This window comes from Candidatus Margulisiibacteriota bacterium, from assembly GCA_041650635.1.
Taxonomy (GTDB): Bacteria; Margulisbacteria; WOR-1; order JAKLHX01; family JBAZKV01; genus JBAZKV01.
Genome location: JBAZKV010000012.1, coordinates 1 through 18879, shown reverse-complemented (window position 1 = coordinate 18879; position 18879 = coordinate 1). Strand labels below are relative to the sequence as shown.

17 protein-coding genes are annotated in these 18879 nt (G+C 48.7%); 9 read left to right on the top strand and 8 right to left on the bottom strand.

Features of this window, described 5'->3' with window-relative positions; genetic code table 11:
* From WC490_04545 to WC490_04535, 3 genes are read left to right on the top strand one after another with little or no spacing between them, the layout of a single operon-like run.
* Window positions 1–1179 (top strand): nickel-dependent hydrogenase large subunit, encoded by a 1179-nt coding sequence (locus WC490_04545; GenBank protein MFA5097877.1) that lies wholly within the window; start codon window positions 1–3, stop codon window positions 1177–1179.
* Entirely contained in the window at window positions 1176–2114 is a 939-nt protein-coding gene (locus tag WC490_04540) for a complex I subunit 1 family protein (GenBank protein ID MFA5097876.1), read from the top strand. The genes WC490_04545 and WC490_04540 overlap by 4 nt, the downstream gene beginning before the upstream one ends.
* A gap of 10 nt (window positions 2115–2124) precedes the next feature.
* On the top strand, window positions 2125–2478 hold the full coding sequence (locus WC490_04535; GenBank protein MFA5097875.1) for a 4Fe-4S dicluster domain-containing protein: 354 nt from the start codon (window positions 2125–2127) through the stop codon (window positions 2476–2478).
* Window positions 2479–2512: 34 nt separating this feature from the next.
* On the opposite strand, the gene WC490_04530 is transcribed toward WC490_04535, so the two are convergent.
* Window positions 2513–3871, bottom strand: a complete 1359-nt coding sequence (locus WC490_04530) for a citrate synthase (GenBank protein ID MFA5097874.1) — start codon at window positions 3869–3871, stop codon at window positions 2513–2515.
* 173 nt (window positions 3872–4044) lie between these two features.
* Here WC490_04530 and WC490_04525 point away from each other — a divergent pair, with 173 nt between their 5' ends.
* From WC490_04525 to WC490_04505, 5 genes are all read left to right on the top strand, one after another.
* A complete protein-coding gene (locus WC490_04525; GenBank protein ID MFA5097873.1) occupies window positions 4045–5517 on the top strand; it encodes an NAD(P)H-hydrate dehydratase in 1473 nt (490 codons plus the stop codon).
* Window positions 5514–6290: an ABC transporter permease gene (locus tag WC490_04520; GenBank protein MFA5097872.1), complete on the top strand. Its 777-nt coding sequence runs from the start codon at window positions 5514–5516 to the stop codon at window positions 6288–6290. The genes WC490_04525 and WC490_04520 overlap by 4 nt, the downstream gene beginning before the upstream one ends.
* A 1-nt stretch (window position 6291) precedes the next feature.
* A complete protein-coding gene (locus tag WC490_04515) occupies window positions 6292–7017 on the top strand; it encodes an ATP-binding cassette domain-containing protein (protein MFA5097871.1) in 726 nt (241 codons plus the stop codon).
* Window positions 7018–8124, top strand: a complete 1107-nt coding sequence (locus WC490_04510; protein MFA5097870.1) for an MlaD family protein — start codon at window positions 7018–7020, stop codon at window positions 8122–8124. It abuts the gene before it with no gap.
* Window positions 8125–8439: 315 nt separating this feature from the next.
* On the top strand, window positions 8440–9879 hold the full coding sequence (locus tag WC490_04505; GenBank protein ID MFA5097869.1) for an alpha-amylase family glycosyl hydrolase: 1440 nt from the start codon (window positions 8440–8442) through the stop codon (window positions 9877–9879).
* Between the two features lie 23 nt (window positions 9880–9902).
* Here WC490_04505 and WC490_04500 read toward each other — a convergent pair whose 3' ends face one another.
* Window positions 9903–12017, bottom strand: a complete 2115-nt coding sequence (locus WC490_04500) for a hypothetical protein (protein ID MFA5097868.1) — start codon at window positions 12015–12017, stop codon at window positions 9903–9905.
* Between the two features lie 124 nt (window positions 12018–12141).
* Here WC490_04500 and WC490_04495 point away from each other — a divergent pair, with 124 nt between their 5' ends.
* Window positions 12142–13032: a hypothetical protein gene (locus tag WC490_04495; GenBank protein MFA5097867.1), complete on the top strand. Its 891-nt coding sequence runs from the start codon at window positions 12142–12144 to the stop codon at window positions 13030–13032.
* Here WC490_04495 and purQ read toward each other — a convergent pair.
* The 6 genes from purQ to WC490_04465 form a co-directional block, all read right to left on the bottom strand.
* Window positions 13016–13702 (bottom strand): phosphoribosylformylglycinamidine synthase subunit PurQ, encoded by a 687-nt coding sequence (gene purQ / locus WC490_04490; protein MFA5097866.1) that lies wholly within the window; start codon window positions 13700–13702, stop codon window positions 13016–13018. The two genes, WC490_04495 and purQ, sit on opposite strands and share 17 nt — an antisense overlap.
* A complete protein-coding gene (purS, locus tag WC490_04485) occupies window positions 13702–13950 on the bottom strand; it encodes a phosphoribosylformylglycinamidine synthase subunit PurS (protein ID MFA5097865.1) in 249 nt (82 codons plus the stop codon). Before purS ends, purQ begins: the two co-directional genes overlap by 1 nt.
* A gap of 199 nt (window positions 13951–14149) precedes the next feature.
* Entirely contained in the window at window positions 14150–15442 is a 1293-nt protein-coding gene (gene purB, locus WC490_04480) for an adenylosuccinate lyase (protein MFA5097864.1), read from the bottom strand.
* 168 nt (window positions 15443–15610) lie between these two features.
* Window positions 15611–16675 (bottom strand): flavodoxin-dependent (E)-4-hydroxy-3-methylbut-2-enyl-diphosphate synthase, encoded by a 1065-nt coding sequence (ispG, locus tag WC490_04475; protein MFA5097863.1) that lies wholly within the window; start codon window positions 16673–16675, stop codon window positions 15611–15613.
* A 17-nt stretch (window positions 16676–16692) separates the two neighbouring features.
* Window positions 16693–18498: a polysaccharide pyruvyl transferase CsaB gene (gene csaB, locus WC490_04470; protein MFA5097862.1), complete on the bottom strand. Its 1806-nt coding sequence runs from the start codon at window positions 18496–18498 to the stop codon at window positions 16693–16695.
* A gap of 1 nt (window position 18499) precedes the next feature.
* On the bottom strand, window positions 18500–18879 hold a 380-nt coding region (locus WC490_04465), incomplete at its 5' end, for a DUF5693 family protein (GenBank protein ID MFA5097861.1).

The window sequence follows — 18879 nt, the reverse complement described above, 5'->3', positions numbered from 1 at the left end:
ATGCATCACACAGGGGACATAACTTTTCCGGTAGGCCCGCAGCATCCCGCGCTTAAGGAGCCCGAGTTCTTTTCGTTCGATGTTGACGGTGAAAAGGTGGTTAGCGCGGACATCCGGCTGGGCTACAGCCACAGGGGGATAGAAAAGGGCTGCGAGGAAAGGACCTATATCCAGGCGCTTTATCTGGTGGAGCGCATCTGCGGTATTTGCTCGCATTCCCATGCAACGGTCTTTTGCCAGGGGGTAGAAGAACTCATGGGGCTGGAAGTCCCCAAAAGGTCTCTGTATATACGCACCATTGTCGGAGAACTAGAGAGGATACATTCACACCTCCTCTGGCTGGGCGTTGCCGCCCACGAAGTCGGCTACGACACAATGTTCATGTATAGCTGGAGGGACAGGGAGATCGTAATGGACCTGCTGGAACTTGCCACGGGCAACAGGGTCAACTACTCGATGAATACCATTGGAGGAGTAAGAAGGGACATTACAAAGGACCAGGGACAGAAACTCAAAGAAGGTATAGACGCGCTTGAAAAAAAGGTCATCTATTATTTGAATGTTGGTATACAGGAAAAAACCTTCATGATGAGGGTAAAAGATGTGGGTGTCATACCGAAAGATGTGACCGAAAAACTGGCGGCCTGCGGACCCACTGCCAGAGGCTCGGGAGTGCCGCTTGATGCAAGAAGGGACGATCCTTATGCGGCCTACGGGGAGATACCTTTTGAGGTGGTCACTTCCGACAAATGCGATGTCCTTGGCAGGACCCTGGTCAGGATCGGCGAAGTTCTGGAGAGCTGTAAGATCATAAAGTATGCCATAGACAATCTGCCGGAAGGCCCTATAGCGGTAAAAGCTCCAAGAAAAGTTCCTGAAGGCGAGGTTTTTGCAAGGTACGAAACACCCAGGGGGGAACTGGTGCACTACATCAAATCCAACGGCACCGAAAAGCCGGAAAGAGTAAAAGTGCGGGCCCCGTCTCTGGGAAATGTGCTGCCTGTCAAGTATATGCTGGAGGGCTATAACATTGCGGATATCCCTATAATCCTTGCCGCGATAGATCCATGCTTCTCGTGTGCGGACAGGATGGTAAGGATTGAAGGCGCCAGAAATAACAGGGAAATGAACTGGCAGCAGTTAAGGGCCTATGGAATAAACTGGTATAAGGATAAATGAACGAACTATATAAGATATTCTATCTGCTTGTCTTTCCGGGATTTGCATTCCTGGTGATATACGGACTTCTCCTTGAGTGGGCCGACCGAAAGATAGTTGCCAGGCTCCAGAACAGGGTAGGGCCGCCTTGGATGCAGCCTTTTGCCGATTTCATAAAATTGTTCGCAAAAGAGGACATTACATCCGAAAAGGCTGACCGTTTCATGTTCGCGGCCGCCCCGATAATAGCGCTTGCTGCAGTTCTGACCACTGTTATCTTTTTACCTTTGACAGTGCCGGCGCTCTTCTCTTTTGAAGGGGATTTGGTCGTTCTTGCCTACCTGCTAACGGTTCCCACTTTTGCTATCTTTCTGGGAGGCTGGTACAGCGTCAATTATTTTGCCTCGGTAGGTGCCATGAGAGCGACACTGCTTCTTTTTTCTTACGAAGTTCCGCTGCTTATGTCGCTTCTGGGCCCGGCGATCCTTGCGGGGAGCTGGAGCGTTTCTTCTATTCTGGCCTTTCAGGCAAGCCATGTCTGGATAGCAGTTTACCAGCCGATAGGTTTTATTGTGGCTTTGGTGGCACTGGTCGGAAAACTGGAGAGGATACCTTTTGACATTCCGGAGGCCGAGACAGAGATCGTTGACGGGCCTTTCTGCGAATACACCGGCAGAAAACTGGCCATTTTCCGCTTGATGTTCGATATAGAACTCGTTATTGTGGCTTCCCTCATAAGCCTTTTTTATCTGGGCGGGTTTTCATACGGAAATATTTTCCTCAGCGCGCTTATGTTCTTTGTAAAGACCTTTGCAGTAGTGGCGTTTGTGGCAGTGGTAAAGGCGTCCTTTGGCAGGATAAGGATAGACCAGATGATAGATTTTTGCTGGAAATACCTGGTGCCGGCTGCGGTCCTGCAGTACCTTTTGATAGCGGCCGCCAAGATCTGGATGTAAGGAGAGATCAATGCTAGGTTCTTTGGTCCCGGAAGTGCTGAGGCAGTTCTTTAATAAGCCGGCAACTAATCTCTATCCCGCGGAAAAATTCCCTGTTCCCGCGGACTTTAGGGGCAAGCTGGTGGCGGATATAAAAAAATGTATAGGCTGCAAAATGTGTTCGCGGGACTGCCCCGCGGATGCCATAAAGGTCATTAAGCAGGACACCCCAGAAAAGAAGTTCACTCTCCACATATACCTTGACCGTTGCATCTGCTGCGGGCAGTGCGTTGATGTGTGCCCGACAAAGACACTGTCAATGTTAAGCGACCACGAATACGCTGCCTACAGCAGGAAAGAGCATTTTACGGAGTGGAAACAGTAGGGCTGAAGGCCCGACCTTAAAAGGTCGGCTCCTTTTATCTTCTCTTTTCCATCGTCTGATACTTCTTTTTGGAAGCGACGCTTTTGTAGGCCGGGCGGATTATGCGCTTTGAGATCATCAGTTCTTCAATCCTGTGCGCCATCCAGCCGGAAATGCGCGCCATAGCAAAGAGGGGAGTGTAGAGGTCAGGCGAGATCCCCAGGCAGGTGTAGACGAACCCGGAGAAAAAGTCCACATTCGGAGAGATTATCTTTGCTGACTGCTTGACTTCGGCAAAAGTCGCGGGTACCAGTTCTTCGAGATTGAGGTAAAGAGCAAGCTCTTTTTCCATCCCTTTCTCTTTTGCGAGCTTCTTTGCGTATTCCTTTAATATCACAGCCCTCGGGTCGGACTTTGTGTATACCGCGTGCCCAAACCCGTAGATCTTCCCGGCCCTGTCCCCGGCTTCGCATCTTATAAGTTTAGACACGTAATTCTTTATTTCGTCCTTGTCGTTCCAGTCTTTCACGTTCTTCTTTATGTCGTCCATCATGTTCATGACATAGAGGTTGGCTGCTCCGTGAAGAGGACCTTTTAGCGAGGCAATAGCACCTCCTATGGCCGAATAAGCATCCGTTCCGCTGGAGGAGGTGACTCTTGTGGCAAATGTTGAATTGTTGCCTCCGCCGTGGTCAGCGTGCAGGATGAGCGCAATGTCAAGAACGCTTGCTTCCGTTTTTGTGAAGGCATGGTCCTTTCTTAGCATGTAGAAAAAGTTCTCGGCGGTCATCAGTTCGTTATTCGGCGGCTGGATGAAAAGAGTGGCCCCGCTGAACTTTGAATGCATTGCGTGATAGGCATGGGCTATTATGACCGGGAATTTGGCCACAAGGGAAATGGCCTGCCTTATCTGGTTTTCCAGCGACAGGTCGTCAGCATTGTCGTCGCTGCTGTAAAGTGCCAGGACAGCCCTTGCCAGGCTGTTCATTATATTCCTTGAGCGGAAGTTAAGGATTATATCCCGCGTGAAATTCTCGGGTAGATGGCGCTGGAGGGAGAACTCGTCAAGAAAGTCCCTGAACTCCCTTTTTTTTGGCAGTTCGCCGAACAGAAGAAGGTAGGCCACTTCTTCGTAGCCGAATCGGTCCTCCTGCTGGATACCCGAGACTATATCAAAAAGGTCTATACCCCTGTAAGAAAGGTGGCCTTCCACCGGGATAAGGTCCTCATCGATCTTTTCATAGCCGATAACAGATGCGATCTTGGTGAGGCCCACAAGAACGCCGGAGCCGTCCTCGTTCCTCAGTCCTCTTTTGACGTTGTATTTCTTAAAAAGGTCCTGGCTTATATTGTTGTTCGCGTCACACTTATCGCGGAGTTTCTGGATAAGATGGTCCTTCTTGCTTTCTTCCATTCATGTTCCTTTCACTTACATTGTGATATCACTATAATAGCATATTAAAACTTATTGACAAACACAGGTGCGGAATATATATTGATTAAAGAGCCAAGGGTCAAGGGGCAAGGGTCAAGTCGGAAACCCGTCTACTATACCATTGCCCCTACACCCTTGACCCAAGCATTATTGTGTTAAACAAATACTGCAAACCAATAACCTCCAAAGAAATGAAGGCCCTGGACCGGTGGGCCATAGAAGAGCTTGGCATTCCGCAGCCAGTGCTTATGGAAAATGCGGGCAAAAAGGTCTTTGACGCGGTAAAGGACAATATCGGCAGCCCGGAACGCGTTTGTGTAGTCTGCGGAAAAGGGAATAACGGAGGGGATGCAAGGATCGCGGCAAGATACCTTAAAAATAGCGGTATGGAAGTAAGGATGTTTGAAGCCGAAAAAGACAACATAAGCGCGCTTCCTCAGATGCTTAAGGGCTGCAGGTTGGTTATAGACGGCTTGTTTGGTATTGGCCTAGATAGGAATCCCGAAGGTGTTTATGCCGAGGTTATAACCTTGATCAATAGCGGAAAGCGTACTGAGGGATTCAAAGTGGTGGCGGTCGACATACCCTCCGGCCTTGATGCCGACAGCGGAAACCCAAGGGGTTTATGTGTTGAGGCTGACCTGACCGTGACCTTTCATCTGCCAAAAGTTGGAATGGTCAAGGACTTTGCGCCATCAAAGATCGGCAAGCTTGTGGTCGCGGATATAGGAATACCATACGATAATTTCCAATGTCAAATTTCCAATTCCCGATCAAAAAATGGACCAAATGTTATTGATGTCGAATATGTGAAGAGATGCCTTCCGGAGCGAAGGTTCGACTGCAATAAAGGCGACAATGGAAGGGTGATGATATTTGCGGGGTCAAAAGGCATGAGCGGCGCTGCAATGCTGGCGGGCATGGCTGCGCTTCGTTCCGGGGCCGGACTTGTTTATCTTTCTGTCCCGGCCGAGATACAGAACTACATAAATGTCTCTGTTCCGGAGATCATAACACTGGCGGATGTTGCCCCCAAAAAAGCAGCATCCTATAAATTGAAAGCGGCAGGCGTGGGGCCAGGCATAGGTAAAGGTAAAAAGCGCCTTCTAAAAGACCTAATAAAGACCGACCTAAATTGCCCGCTGATAATAGATGCGGACGGGCTGAACTCTATAGCGGACGATACGGCTGTTCTGCTCAAAAAAAAGAACCCAATTATTTTGACCCCGCATCCTGGAGAGATGGCCAGGCTTCTGGGGATCACTGTTGAAAAAGTGCAGCAAGACCGTAGCGGCACAGCCATTCGCACTGCAAAGGACCTGGATGCCGTCGTTGTCCTAAAAGGCGCCAATACCGTGATAGCAGACCCTTCCGGTAAGCATTTGGTAAACCGTACAGGAAATCCCGGGTTGGCGACAGCGGGAACGGGAGATGTGCTTACCGGCATGATCTGCAGCTTTGCTGCTCAGGGCATGGAGGCTTTTTTTGCTGCGGCATGCGCTGTCTTTGTCCATGGACTGTGCGCGGACACGGTAGCAGTTAACAAAGGTTATAGGGGAATTATAGCTTCTGATATAATTGATGCGTTACCTTTTGTCATCAATTCATTGACAGGGACGGCATGAAACAAAATTTGTCGCAAGTGTTCAAAGACGGCTATCTGAAAACAATGGAACAGATCGGAGGCGTCTTTCTGCTGTTTTGGGAAGCCGCCTCAGGCATTTTGAGCAAGAGGGCTGATGTCCGTAACTCCTTTGACCAGATGAGCCGTATCGGAATTGACTCTATCCCGGTTGCGCTTACTACAGCTATATTTGTCGGCATGGTTTTTGCCGTACAGATAGCCAATGAATTTGTTAAGTTCGGTGCGGGAAAGATGGTCGGAGGCGTTATGGCTCTTGCTGTTGCAAGAGAGATAGCCCCGGTGCTTACCGCAGTAGTCATCGCGGGCAGGGTTGGCGCTTCCATTGCGGCTGAACTCGGGACCATGAAAGTGACCCAACAGGTCGATGCTATAAACATGCTGGGGACCAACCATGTCCGCTATCTGGTGATCCCGAGGCTGATAGCTCTTTCTGTAATGCTGCCTGTCCTGACCCTGTTTGCCGATGTGATAGGGTTTCTTGGTTCCTTTCTGGTGTCGGTACTTCTGGTAGGTATAAATCCTTACGGTTTTCTTGAGACCGCGGGGGCTTTTCTTAAAACTGGAGATGTGGTGGGAGGGGTCTTTAAAGCATTTGTTTTTGGCATGATAATTGCCTCGATCTCCTGCTATAAGGGGCTTAAGGCAAAGAACGGCGCCAAGGGGGTAGGGGAGTCTACCACCAGCGCGGTCGTGTCTTCGCTCATAACCGTTTTTATCTTTAATTATTTCATGTCGGTGATGCTTTTTAAGTAATATGATAAAACTTTCAGGAGTAACAAAAGAGTTCCCCGGAAAAAAAGTGCTGGACAATGTTTTTCTGGAGATACCGGACGGTCAAAAACTTGCAGTTATAGGCCCTTCCGGCTGCGGCAAAAGCACCCTCCTTCGCCTTCTTGTAAGGCTTTCGCGTGTTTCAAGGGGGTCTATTTTTGTGGACGGCAGGGATGTCACGCTTCTTGAGGGGGACCCTCTCATAAAGGCAAGAAAGGCCTTTGGTTTTGTGTTCCAAACTTCCGCCCTTTTTGATTCTCTTTCGGTCTACGAAAATGTCGCTTTTGGGCTGCGCCAGCAGAATGAATTAACAGAGGACCGGATCTCAAAGATAGTAAAAGAAAGGCTGGAGATGGTCGACCTCAGCGGCACAGAAAAACTCATGCCCTCCGAGCTTTCCGGAGGGATGCAAAAAAGGGTCAGCCTGGCCAGGGCTATCGCGACCGATCCCAAGATAATACTATATGACGAGCCTACAACGGGACTGGACCCGATCACTTCCACCGTTATAGAAGACCTTATAAACAAGCTTGCGGTAAGGTTCAAAGCCACCTCAATAATAGTGACCCACCAGATGACCACTGTGTACCGCACCTGCGACAGGGTCCTTATGCTTCATGAAGGCAAATTTATCGAGACCGGGAATGTCAAGCAAACGATAGCTTCCATTGATCCGGTCGTCAGCAATTTCATTAAAGGAGGTCTGTAAATGTCAACTCAAGCAAGGGTCGGGGCGGTTTTGGTCACGGCGCTTGTCCTTTTGGCGGCGCTGGTCAGCTGGAAAAGCGCTATATTCCTCAAGTTTAGCGGTTATGAATTGACGGGATCGTTCCAGAATATCGAGGGGCTGACTGTCGGTTCCGAGATAAGGTACAGAGGTTTTAAGGTGGGCAAGGTAATGCGGATCGATCCCGGAACGCAGGAAATACGCATCTACGGGGTCATAGACAAGCACATTAAATTTCCGGCGGATTCTGAGCTTAGGGTGGCTTTTGACGGTCTTGTGGGGCTCAAATACCTGGAAATAACCCCCGGAGTTTCAGAAACCGTCTATAACCCCGACCAGGTCCTTTACGGCAAAAAAACATCAGGCATAGTTGACTTTGTCGATATTGGAGCACAGAACCTGGTCGAGACCAAAAGGATCTTTATGGCAATAAGGGAGTTTGTTGAGGACAATAAGATACGGGAGGCTTTTACCAACGCGGTCTTTAATGTGGAAAAAGCAACGGTCGAGATAAACCGGCTCACCGAACAGCTTCAGATGGCAACTGCCGGGATAAACAAGATCGTTGCCGACAAAGGATTTCAGGAGAATGTGAAAGGAACGATAGCTTCTACCAACAAGACCCTGACTTCAGCCAATGAATTTTTTGAAAATTTTGGTCAGATAAGGCTCAAACCCAGTGCGGATGTGCTTTTTGGGGGGCGTTCCAACCAGATCAAGGGTAATCTTGATATCAGCCAGAACGAACGCAATACCTGGATGATAGCCCTTGGCGAAGGGCCTACGCGCAACCTTGCGCTGCTTGACCTTCAAATATCCAGTGCTGTATCAAAGACCGGAGCACTAAGGATTGGCATGATAAACACCCATCTAGGCGGCGGCATCGACTTTAGGCCAAACAACAACTGGCTGTTAAGCGGCGATATCTACGACTTTAACAACCCAAAGCCGAACAATCCAAAGCTTCGCTTTACGACCTATTACAGGGTCTCTGATTTCGTCAATATGATCCTTCAAGCCGACGACTTCATAAACAGCGGCAGCGGCAACTACTCCATAGGCGTAAGGGTGAAAGCGGCAGGGGACTAGGGGACCTAAATACATTTGAAATTCGTTGAAATACAGTAGAAATACTGTAGAAATTTCCGGGCAATGTATTTCAATAGAATTTGTATTGTGTTTCTATCGTATTCCTCAAAATTCCATAGATAATCCCAATATATAAAAGGTTAATTACTTATCCCCAACTGCCTATTATCAATGTCGCATAATATATCTTATGTCAAGTTCCAAGAAGGGGGATATGTGGACAGAAAATAACGAAATGCGAGCGATATTCATATGTATTTTCACCGGTTTACTTTAATTCTGAAATCTCAAACATACTGATTCGATATTAAGCATATGATGAATGTTCAAGCTTCATCTTCCTGGATAAAACGCGGGCCTCTTTATCAGGTCGTGACAAAGGATTGGGTCGACCCCAAAGGAAGGCTTTCAAATTTTGCCTTCATAGCAAGACATCTTGAGGCGCGTGAGGCAGCCAGCGTCCAGACCATCTGGCTAAGCGGGGTCGCCAAAAACGAGGCATTTGGGACCACTCCCTACAGTATAATCGATCCTTTTGCGGTGGAAGAAGCTTATGGGACCGTTTCTGAGCTGAGGCGGCTGATAGATTCGGCTCACGACCACGGTATCTATGTGATAAACGACTATATAGGCAATCATCTGTCCCAAAAAAGCCCGTATGTGGACCTGCACCCGGGATGGTTCTTAAGGGATGAGCGCGGCAGCCTTGTCACCGGAACCGACCTTAGAGGCGCATGGAGCTTTGATGACACCTACCAGCTAGATTTTTTAAACCCGGAGGTGCGGGACTATCTATTTCGTCTGGGAAGGCACTGGCTGGATTTCGGGTTCGACGGCCTCAGGATAGATGCGCCATTTGCCCTTTTTAAGGACCGGATGGAATACAACTGGTACAACGGGCGCCGCGGGGACCTGGACCTCTTGTACCCCTCCGAATTCCTGGAGGAATTCACGGCTTCAATGAGGCAGGCGCATCCCGGGGCGGCATTTCTTGCAGAAGCCCTGGACCAGCACCAGAGGTTTTGGGATTGCGGAATAGACCTTGCGCTTGACGGAAATTTTATCTTTACGCTTTGTGATGTTTTGCTGGGGCAGAACGGAAAAACTCCGGGAGACTTTGGGGAATACCTCAGAGACTCTCTGTCCTGCCCCCTACTCCACCAGACGGTGCATTTTAAGGACGGACACGATATCAGGGACCCCGAGCACTCAAGCGACGGGCTTGGAAAACCTAGAAATCTTGATGCAGGCGAATCCCTGCTTGCTGCAGCGCTGATGGTGGCTATGCCTGGAGTTCCGGCCTTCTTTAACGGAGAATTCGAAGCGGTTCTGGGATACCCTTATCTTAGAGGCAGGGTAGTCCCGATCAACTGGGACCTGGTCGATATAAAGATGGCCTACCGCTACCTTGAGCTGATGGACCTTTCAAAGCTGCCATTGTTCAGGCAGGGGCGATCTATGTTCGTTGGCTCAAGCAACCCCAATATCTCGGCCTTTGCAAGGCAATGGGAAGATCAAACGGCTGTAATTGCGGCCAACCTGGCAAGCGGCCCCGACCACATGAGCGACAGGACCTGGGGTTATCTTGATGTGCGAGGGCTTGGCATTCCGGGAAACGGGCAGTTTACACTTGTGGACATGGCCACCAATTCAATACTTGCAAAACCTCGGGCAAGCGAAGTGCATGCAAACGGCCTTCTGGTGGCGCTGTATCCCAGGCAGGCTCAGATAATCGGGGTTTTGTCCGGACATTGACCCGAAGCATTCGATCCCTGGATCTATTTCTTTATTCTGTCCAGTATAGCTTGCGCTTCTTTTGCGACTTTCTGATCAAGGTCTTTTGCGGCAATTTCGAGAAAAGGCGCCGCTTTTTTGCCAAGTTCGGTCAGTGTCCAATTCAGATAATACGAAAGGCCTTCCCCCGGAAGCAGTTCTACGAGCGTTCTAATGATGTTTTCAGTAAAAAGATCCGAGTGGTATTTGTAGGCATGAATGGCCTTAATCGCTGCCAGCCTTAACGGGCTTTCCTGCAATTTAAGTATGCCGATCGCTTTCAGGAAGCCTTTTTCCCCGGTCCTTCTATATGCATCGCTTGTCGTGTAATTGTAAGACGATTCATTTATCGACAGCTCTTCCAGCAGGAAATGAATGAGATCTTCCGGGATCTTGTCGCCGGGTATCCCGTTCAAGGCAAGCGTTATCTTTCTTCTTAACGCTTCTTCGCGGCTTAAGAATCTTCCCTTGGTATCCGCATATTTTTCTAGAAATGGAAGTGATCTTGCAAGTTCCTGAAGATGAGGGATCGATTTCTCCCCTATCTGTCCCACAGTTTTTGCCGCCACATCAGAGATATGTTCGTTCAATATGAGAGAGGGATTGGAGAAATTGCCTATTAATAACGGGATAAATTCTTCCGGGATCGAGCTGCGGTTCTCCGTCTTGCCTTCGGTGTAGCCAAAGGTATAGCTGTGCAAAAGATAAATGCCTTTATTCCTGATTTGTGGATCGTTTGAAACCAGCATTGTTCTTATATGCTCGACAAGGTCTTTTCCTGAGTTCCCGAGAATTATGCATATCTGATGTATTTCATTATCGCCCAAAAGAGAACTCCATCCGGATCTCTGCGGGTTTTTGAGCGCGGATAACAGCACCGATACCATCTCGTCTGTTATGAGCGTTTTATCATTTTTGCAGATCGACCAAAGACCGATATAAGCCCCTAAAACATGGTTTTTTGCCGCCTCTAGCAGGAAAGGTATAGAACGACCTCCGATCTTTTCAAAAGAACCGTCCAATCTGAGCTCATCGCAAAAAGGGATTAGCAAAGATATCATCTCGTCAGATATCAGTTCGGGGGATCCTTTGGCTATTGTGAGCAGAGCAAAAGCGGCTTCTCCTGAGGTTTTCGTGTCTTTGCTTTTGAGAGCTTCTGACAGGTATGGAACGGCTTTTTTTCCTATTCTGGAAAGCGCGTCGGCGGCGCTATACCTGTTCCGCGACTGAGAGTAGCTCATCCATTCGCTTGGATAGCTCATTGGAAGTCCTCTGGAAATCCGCCACAATTCCCTCTTGCTGTTAGCGAGATCTCTTGCGAGCAATTCGATCAGTTCTTCGCTATACTCTTCTGCAGGCACATTCAGGGAATATACAGCCCCCGCGGCTCCGTACCTAACCTCGGCACTCTCGCTTTTTAGAGCTTCCAGCAGAAACGGCAGAGACCTTTTCCCTGCCCGCCTAAGGATATCAATGGCATAATTTACAGACTTTGTATCATAGGTCCCGTAAAGATAGGACCCTTCTGCCGCTGCTTTAAGGATCTCTTCATCGTAAAACGCGGGGTCCATTATCCTTAGCGCATCAAAAGCGCCTTTTGCCGCAAAAGCAAGCGCCTTTTTCAGGAACGGAACGGCTCTACTTCCGAATTTTGACAGGGCAGTTGCAAATTTATTGTCAAAAGACCTTTCTCTTGCCGCGGTTCCATGCCCGTAGACCCAAAAGTAATCACAATCTCCCAGGGAGGACGCAAGCAATTCCAATATCCCGTCCTCAATCAGGTCGGGCCTGTTCCTGGCTATTTCTGATATGCTGACGGCTGCCAGTCTTTTTTCTTCGGGAGTTCCCGTTTCAAGCGTTTGTTTAAGGCGGTTAATATTTTCTTTTGCCAGTTCGGTTTGGTTAAACCCGGAAGCATCAAGAAATATCAGGAAAGAGTGTAGAGAAGGAGAATAGGAAGGCTTGTCTTCAGGCTTCTGGATATCCCTATTGAAAGCGATCGCTGCGGATCTGGCCTCTGCAGGCGAGTCGATCCTGCCGTTCCTGTTGCCGGCCTCATCTCCTGCCAGAAGCGCTTTCCTGTAGTTTGGATAGCTCGAGCCTATAAGTATTTCTGCCATTTGTTTCTCCTTTGTTGTTCTGATCTCTGCAATTTGTCGGGTGATTTTTCTCGGAATTTCACTTTTTTGAAATCCTTTGGAAACAATATCGATGTATTGTTAGATACTCAGAAGGAGCAGTTTTATGTCAAAAATAGCTTATGTTACCGATCTGCATCTGACGCATGGATCCCCAAGGATAGCAGGGCTTGTGAATGCAACGGCCAGATTAAAAGACTTTGGCGTAAGACATCTTTTTATGGGCGGCGATCTTATCGGTCTTACCGGCAGCCTTCAAATAAATGAGGCAGGAGAACGTGTTTGGGATGTGCTAAAAACCCGTCACGTGACACCCGGTGAGTATAAGGTGATGTTTGATTATACGAGGGGCCTGGTTGACGAAGTGATCCCGCAGGTCATAGAAGCTGATCCGGAATTAGCCCGCGTAGCCATATCCGGTAATGCTGACTATATAGGCTACAGGTATATGGCGGCAGCATTTGCCCCTTATTTTACTTTCATGGATGATCTGCACGATAATTTTAGGATTACAAGCACTGACAGGGATATGACGGTAAGAGGCATGGTCGGTATTCCTCTTGGTGAAGGAGATGAATCCCTTATAAAAACTAATAACCCGTGGTATGGGGGAATAAATCCTTCAAAGGGATTCTATATCCCGGGAAGCCATATACTGCTGACCCATATGCCCGCACATGGCCATATGGACATTTATAAGGAAATGAACCAAGGTGCTTTTGGCATACGCGACTTGGTTTTCTGGCAATCACCATATCTGCACCTCACAGGGCATGTCCACAATGCTCCGGACGCAGCAGGAAGGATTTTTGATGTCTGGCAGGGCAGGTTCCATGACATAGTATCCGTGAATCCGGGAGGGGCAGATCTGCATGACCCGTCAATAAAGATCGCTGTAATTGATATAGACTTGGCAGTTGAACTGCTCAGTGGCAGGCCGCCGGCTTATCTTGCGGATAAAATGGCACAAGCAATACAGCTTATGACTTCAGAATAGACCTGAATATCGAGAGTCCGTCCTCCCCTCCCAGGACAGCTTCGGAGACCCTTTCCGGGTGGGGCATCATGCCAAGGACATTGCGGGCTTCGTTGCAGATGCCGGCGATATTCTCGATAGAGCCGTTTGGGTTGTATTTGTCTGAGACGGAACCTTCTTTGCTGCAGTATCTAAAGACCACCTGCTTCTTTTTGTTGAGTCTTTCAATTGTGGCCTTATCCGCTGTGTAGTTGCCTTCAAAGTGAGCGATCGGCACCTTTAATGACTGCTCCTTTTTGCAAAGATTGGTGAAAGGGGTCTTTTCGTTCTCGACCCTGATATAGACATCCTTGCAAAGGAACTTCAGGCGGCGGTTCTTCTGCAGGGCTCCGGGAAGGAGGCCTGACTCAGTTAGGATCTGAAAGCCGTTGCAGATCCCCAGGACCAGCCCCCTGTCTTTCTTTACATAGTCGAACAGGGCGTTCATAACGGGAGAGAACTTGGCGATAGCGCCTGTCCTTAAGTAATCACCGTAAGAGAATCCTCCCGGCAGAATTATAAGGTCGAACCTGCCTATCTTGTCTTCCTGGTGCCAGATGAACTCCGCTTTTTGCTTTAGGACATCCCTTATTATATGTAGGCAGTCCCAATCACAATTGGAACCCGGAAATACTATTACCCCCGCCTTCATCAGATCTCCTCTATTTCAAAAGTATATTGTTCGACCACCGGATTGGCCAGAAGCTGCTTGCACATGTCGTTCAGCTTTGATTTTGCCTCGTCCATATTTTTTGCGTCAAACCTTATGTCGATGAGCTTCCCGATCTTTACCTCGCCCACGCTAGAATACTTCATGGAATGCAGCGCGTCCTTTATGGTCTTTCCCTGAGGATCAAGGATGCCTTTCTTGTGCCTGACGAAAATTTTTGCCGTATACATAAATAATAAAATCCTTTCTTTTATTTTTTAGAGTAAAAACAACCGGTTCCGAAGGGGGTTATGATTAAGCTTTCAATTGTAACCCATAACATGAGTTTTTTATTGTTTGAGCCTAAAATTCCTGACATTTATTCGTTCCTTCTTTGCTTGATGGCGACAATCGGAACCGCGCTACATATAGCGTGCCTTTATGTGCGGTCTATATGCCAAACCTCTTGTAAACAACCTCAAGATTCCTGGCAAAATAACCGGCATCAAAGGCCTTTTTGATGTCTTCTTTTGACAGGTGTTTTTGCAGCTCTGTGTTTGCCAGCGAAGCCTCGATCATAGCTATCTTTTTTTCCCTGGCGTCCATAGCGCACTGCTGAGCTATTTTGTAGGCGGCTTCCCTTGTAAGACCCTTTTCTATAAGGGCATGCAGAAGCCTCTGGGCAAAGACGATGCCGCCGGACCTGTCGATGTTGGCCCTCATATTGTCCGGATGCACCACAAGCCCTTCGATAAGATATATGAACTTATTGAGCATATAATCCAAAAGAATATTGCTGTCGGGAATGATTACCCTTTCGGCTGCCGAGTTGGTAAGGTCCCTTTCGTGCCACAGGGAGATGTTCTCAATTGAAACAAGCGCGTTTGCGCGCACAACCCTGGAAAGTCCCGTTATCCTCTCCGAGATTATGGGGTTCTTTTTATGAGGCATTGCGGAAGAGCCTTTCTGTCCTTTCTTGAAAGGTTCCTCAACTTCCAGCAGTTCTGTCCTTGAAAGGTTCCTTATTTCTGTGGCGAACTTTTCCAGCGAGCCTGCAATAAGGGCCAGGCAGGAAAGATAAGCGGCAAACCTGTCCCTTTGAAGCACCTGCGTTGAAGCAGGCGAGGGCTTTAAGCCAAGTTTTGCGCAGACCTTTTCTTCTACTGCAGGGTCCACATTTGCATAGGAGCCCACCGCCCCCGAGATCTTGCCGACACTGATCTCCTCTTTTGCCGCCTTGAGGCGCTCCAGGCCCCTTTCCAGCTCCGCTATCCAGACACAGAGCTTAAAGGCAAAAGTTATGGGTTCCGCATGCATGCCGTGGGTCCTGCCCATCATAATAGAATCCTTATGCCCCTTTGCCAGTGTTTTTAGGGCCTTAATAGCTGTTTTTATGTCATCTATAAGGATGTCGGAAGAAGCCTTAAGCCTCAGGCACAGGGCTGTATCCTCCACATCGTATGAGGTAAGCCCCATATGGATAAATCGCGAGTCCTCCCCCACCGATTCGGCCACGGCCGTTGTAAAAGCGATAAGGTCGTGCTCCACCTCTTTTTCGATCTCCTCTATCCTTTTGACCGTGAAAGAGGCCTTGTCTTTTATGTTCTTAAGAGAGGCTGAAGGTATCTTCCCGAGTTCGGACCATACTTCGCAGACGGCCAGTTCAACATCCAGCCAGCTCTTGAACTTGGCTTCTTCGCTCCAGATGGAGCCCATTTTTGGAAGTGTATAGCGGTCTAGCATTTCTGTCCCCTTGCAGGATAATTATAACATAATCGCAAAAAAATCCTAAATCCCAAGATCTAAATCCTAAACAATTTCAAAATTCAAATGAGCAAAATCCAAAATGCTTTTTACCTTTAGATTTTATGATTTGAATTTGTTTAGAGCTTAGGGTTTAGAATTTAGAGTTTATAATTTGTAAGCCATCGATTCGATCTCTTTGAGGAGTTCTTCCACCATATCTGCTTCTTTGACTTTTTTTATTATCTCGCCTTTTCTGAACAGGAGCGCCTCACCCTGCCCTCCTGCAAGACCGAGATCGGCTTCGGCTGCCTCCCCCGGCCCGTTAACTGCACAGCCCATGATGGCTATCTTGAGCGGCACTTCTATATGCCGCGTCCTTTCTTCAACTTCTTTTGCGACTTTTACCAAGTCGTAAGAAAGGCGGCCGCAGGTGGGGCAGGATATTATCGTAACCCCTTTTGAATACAGGTTAAGCGACCTCAGGATATCAAGACCGACCCGCACTTCTTCCGCCGGGTCCCCTGTGAGAGATACTCTTAAGGTGTCCCCTATCCCCCTGGAAAGAAGGGCTCCTATCCCGACAGCGGACTTGATAGTTCCTTTGCCCGGTAGGCCGGATTCCGTTATCCCTATATGCAGAGGATAGTTCACTTTTGAGGAAAGCAGTTCATAGGCCCGGATGGTTTTTGGCACATCTGTGGATTTTATGGATATCACAATATCCTCAAAATCCAGCCTCTTCAATATATGTGCGTGGTTCAAAGCGCTTTCCACCAGGGCTTCGGCGCTGGGATGGCCGTATTTCTTCAGGACTTCTTTTTCCAGTGACCCGCTGTTGACCCCTATCCTTATCGGGATCCTGCGCGCTTTTGCGGCTTTTACCACGGCCTCTATCCTGTCCTTTTCTCCGATATTGCCCGGATTGATCCTTAGCTTATCTACTCCGCTGTCTATCGCTTTTAGTGCAAGCCGGTGGTCAAAATGGATGTCCGCCGCCAGAGGGATGTTTATCAGGGACTTGATCTCTTTGAGCGCCTCGGCGTCTTTTTCGTCCTTTACGGCGGCTCTTATCAGCTGGCAGCCTGCTTCCTCAAGCTTGAGTATCTGCGATACGGTGGCTTTAATGTCCGCTGTGCGGGTCTTGGTCATGGACTGAACGCTGACGGGCGCATTGCCTCCTATGGTAAGATGGCCGGCTTTTACCTCTTTTGTCTTTTTGCGGGGTATCATTTGGGTCTATTATATCACTATTTTAGCAACAGCCTTCTTTTTGCAACCATCCAAGCAAATTGCATTAGTCTTGCCTGGCGTTTTACGCGTTTTGGCTCCTTTGCAAGCCTGTAGAGCCATTCTATCCCCAGTTTTTGTACCAGATCGGGAGCCCTTTTTGCCCTGCCGGAGAGCACATCCAGGCTGCCGCCTATCACCATCGTGGCAGGGACTCCCAGTCCCTTGTAATGTCTTCCTGCCCACAGCTCCTGCCGTGGGGCCCCAAGTCCCACAAAAAGGATGTCCGGGCGGCTGTGCTTTATCTTGTCCAACACTTCTTTTTCTTCGTGTTCTCCAAAATAACCGTGGTGGGTGCCTACCACATTTACTCCGGGCAGCCTGTTAGCTGCTTCCTTGGCAACTCCCCTTGCGCTGCCGAGAAAGAAAACCCTGTAACCTTTTTCTTTTGTATCTTTTAATATAGCCAGCATCAGGTCTATCCCGGTCACCCTTTCGATGAGCGGCATCCCAAGAAGTTTGGATGCGGCCAGGACCCCCATGCCGTCGGGCAGGCACAGGTCAGCGGAATTGATGATGCGCCTGAGTTCAGGGTCCTTTTGGGCGGCCGTAATTATCTCCGGATTGGGGGTCGCGATAAAATGGGGCCTGCTGTCCTTGATAAATGAATCCACCATCGACACCGCAGAACTTATCGTCAGATTGTTGATCTTTATCCCGAACAGAGAGATCTCTTTTAGAGGATTAGCATACTCTGAGAATGCGGAAAAATTAAGCCTCGCTTTTTCCTTTAAAGAGGTGGTCATAATTTCGAGCCTCTTTATCTCCTCATGCCCGTTCTTCATGAGATGTCCCAGTTTTGAACAGGCTTCTTCGGTGGAGAAGTTCATGTCAAGTTCAGCAGATCCAAGGGCTTTAAGAAGAGAAGAGACCTTAGGATCATACGAGATCCCCATCAGCGGTACATGACTGATCGCGGCAAAAACAAGCGAGTGGAACCTCATCCCGATAAAACAGTCCAGCCTTGAGATGATCTTCAGCAGGACTTCCGGGGGATAGAGGCCCGTCAAAAGCCTTGCCTTGGTTTTCATCAATTTTAGGACTTTGAGCGATTCCTCGCCGTCCCCGGCCGCCTCAAACGGGATAAGCAGCACCTGACAGTTTTGCTGGTCTGAAACTGAGTCCAGGAAAGCGGCCAGTTTTTCATGGAACCCTTTAACGGCATGTACGGGCTTTCTTATGCTGACTCCCACGATATTTTTTGCGGAAAGAGAGAAACCCTCTCCCCTGATCAGCTCTTCAAGTTCGGACCGTCCGGGCTTTTCGAAAAGGAAAGCCAGGTCCGCCGCCAGCAGAAGCGGAGGCTTTCTTATTCCGAGCCGCATCATTTCTTCAAGCGAAGCCTCGTCCCTTACCGTTATTACATCTGCGGAGTTCAATACAAAGGCCGAAAGAAAACGGTTAAAAGCCCCTTTTACCGGGCCAAAGCCCTGTCCCAGAAAGGCGCACCTGCATCCGAGTAGTTTTGCGAGAGAAAACAGGGAAAGGTAATAGATGACACTGAAAGGACCTGTTGAATCCTGAAGGAGCCCGCCCCCCCCGCTTATGAAGGCATTTGCCCCTTTCAGGGCCCTTACGATCTTTGGTATGTCATGCCTGCCGATGGCATTGACGTTGTGGGCCTTCGAGGTCTTGGCAGGATCAGCGGACAGGACCGTTACGGTTATTTCCGGATCGCCCTTTTTAAGACCGTTGATCAGGCTCTCCAGTATAGCCTCGTCCCCGGTGTTGCCAAACCCGTAATAACCGGATATTACAACTTTCATCTTATGAGCGCAGAGGGGTGTCTTTTTGCCCGAACACTTTAACAAAGGCCAGATAGAGTAAATAGAAGAGAAGTCCGACAGCTATCCCCAGGATGACCCCGTATGCCGATCTGATAAGCGAGATCAAAAGAGGAGAATGGACGTGGCAGAAAGTATTGAGAGTTGAAACGGTCCCGACAGTTGCTATCAAGAGCAGCGGCCACAGCCAGGTCCTGCCGCCTTTAAGATAATAAGCTGCTCCGAGAAATAGTGCGGGATAACCTATGAGGAATTCCTTGGTCCTGGGACGGACAGCAAAGAGGTTTTCAAGAAGGCCTCTGGCAAGTTTTTCGATCTCCAGTATCCCGATCGCAAAATTTCCGCTCCTCAAAAGATAGACCG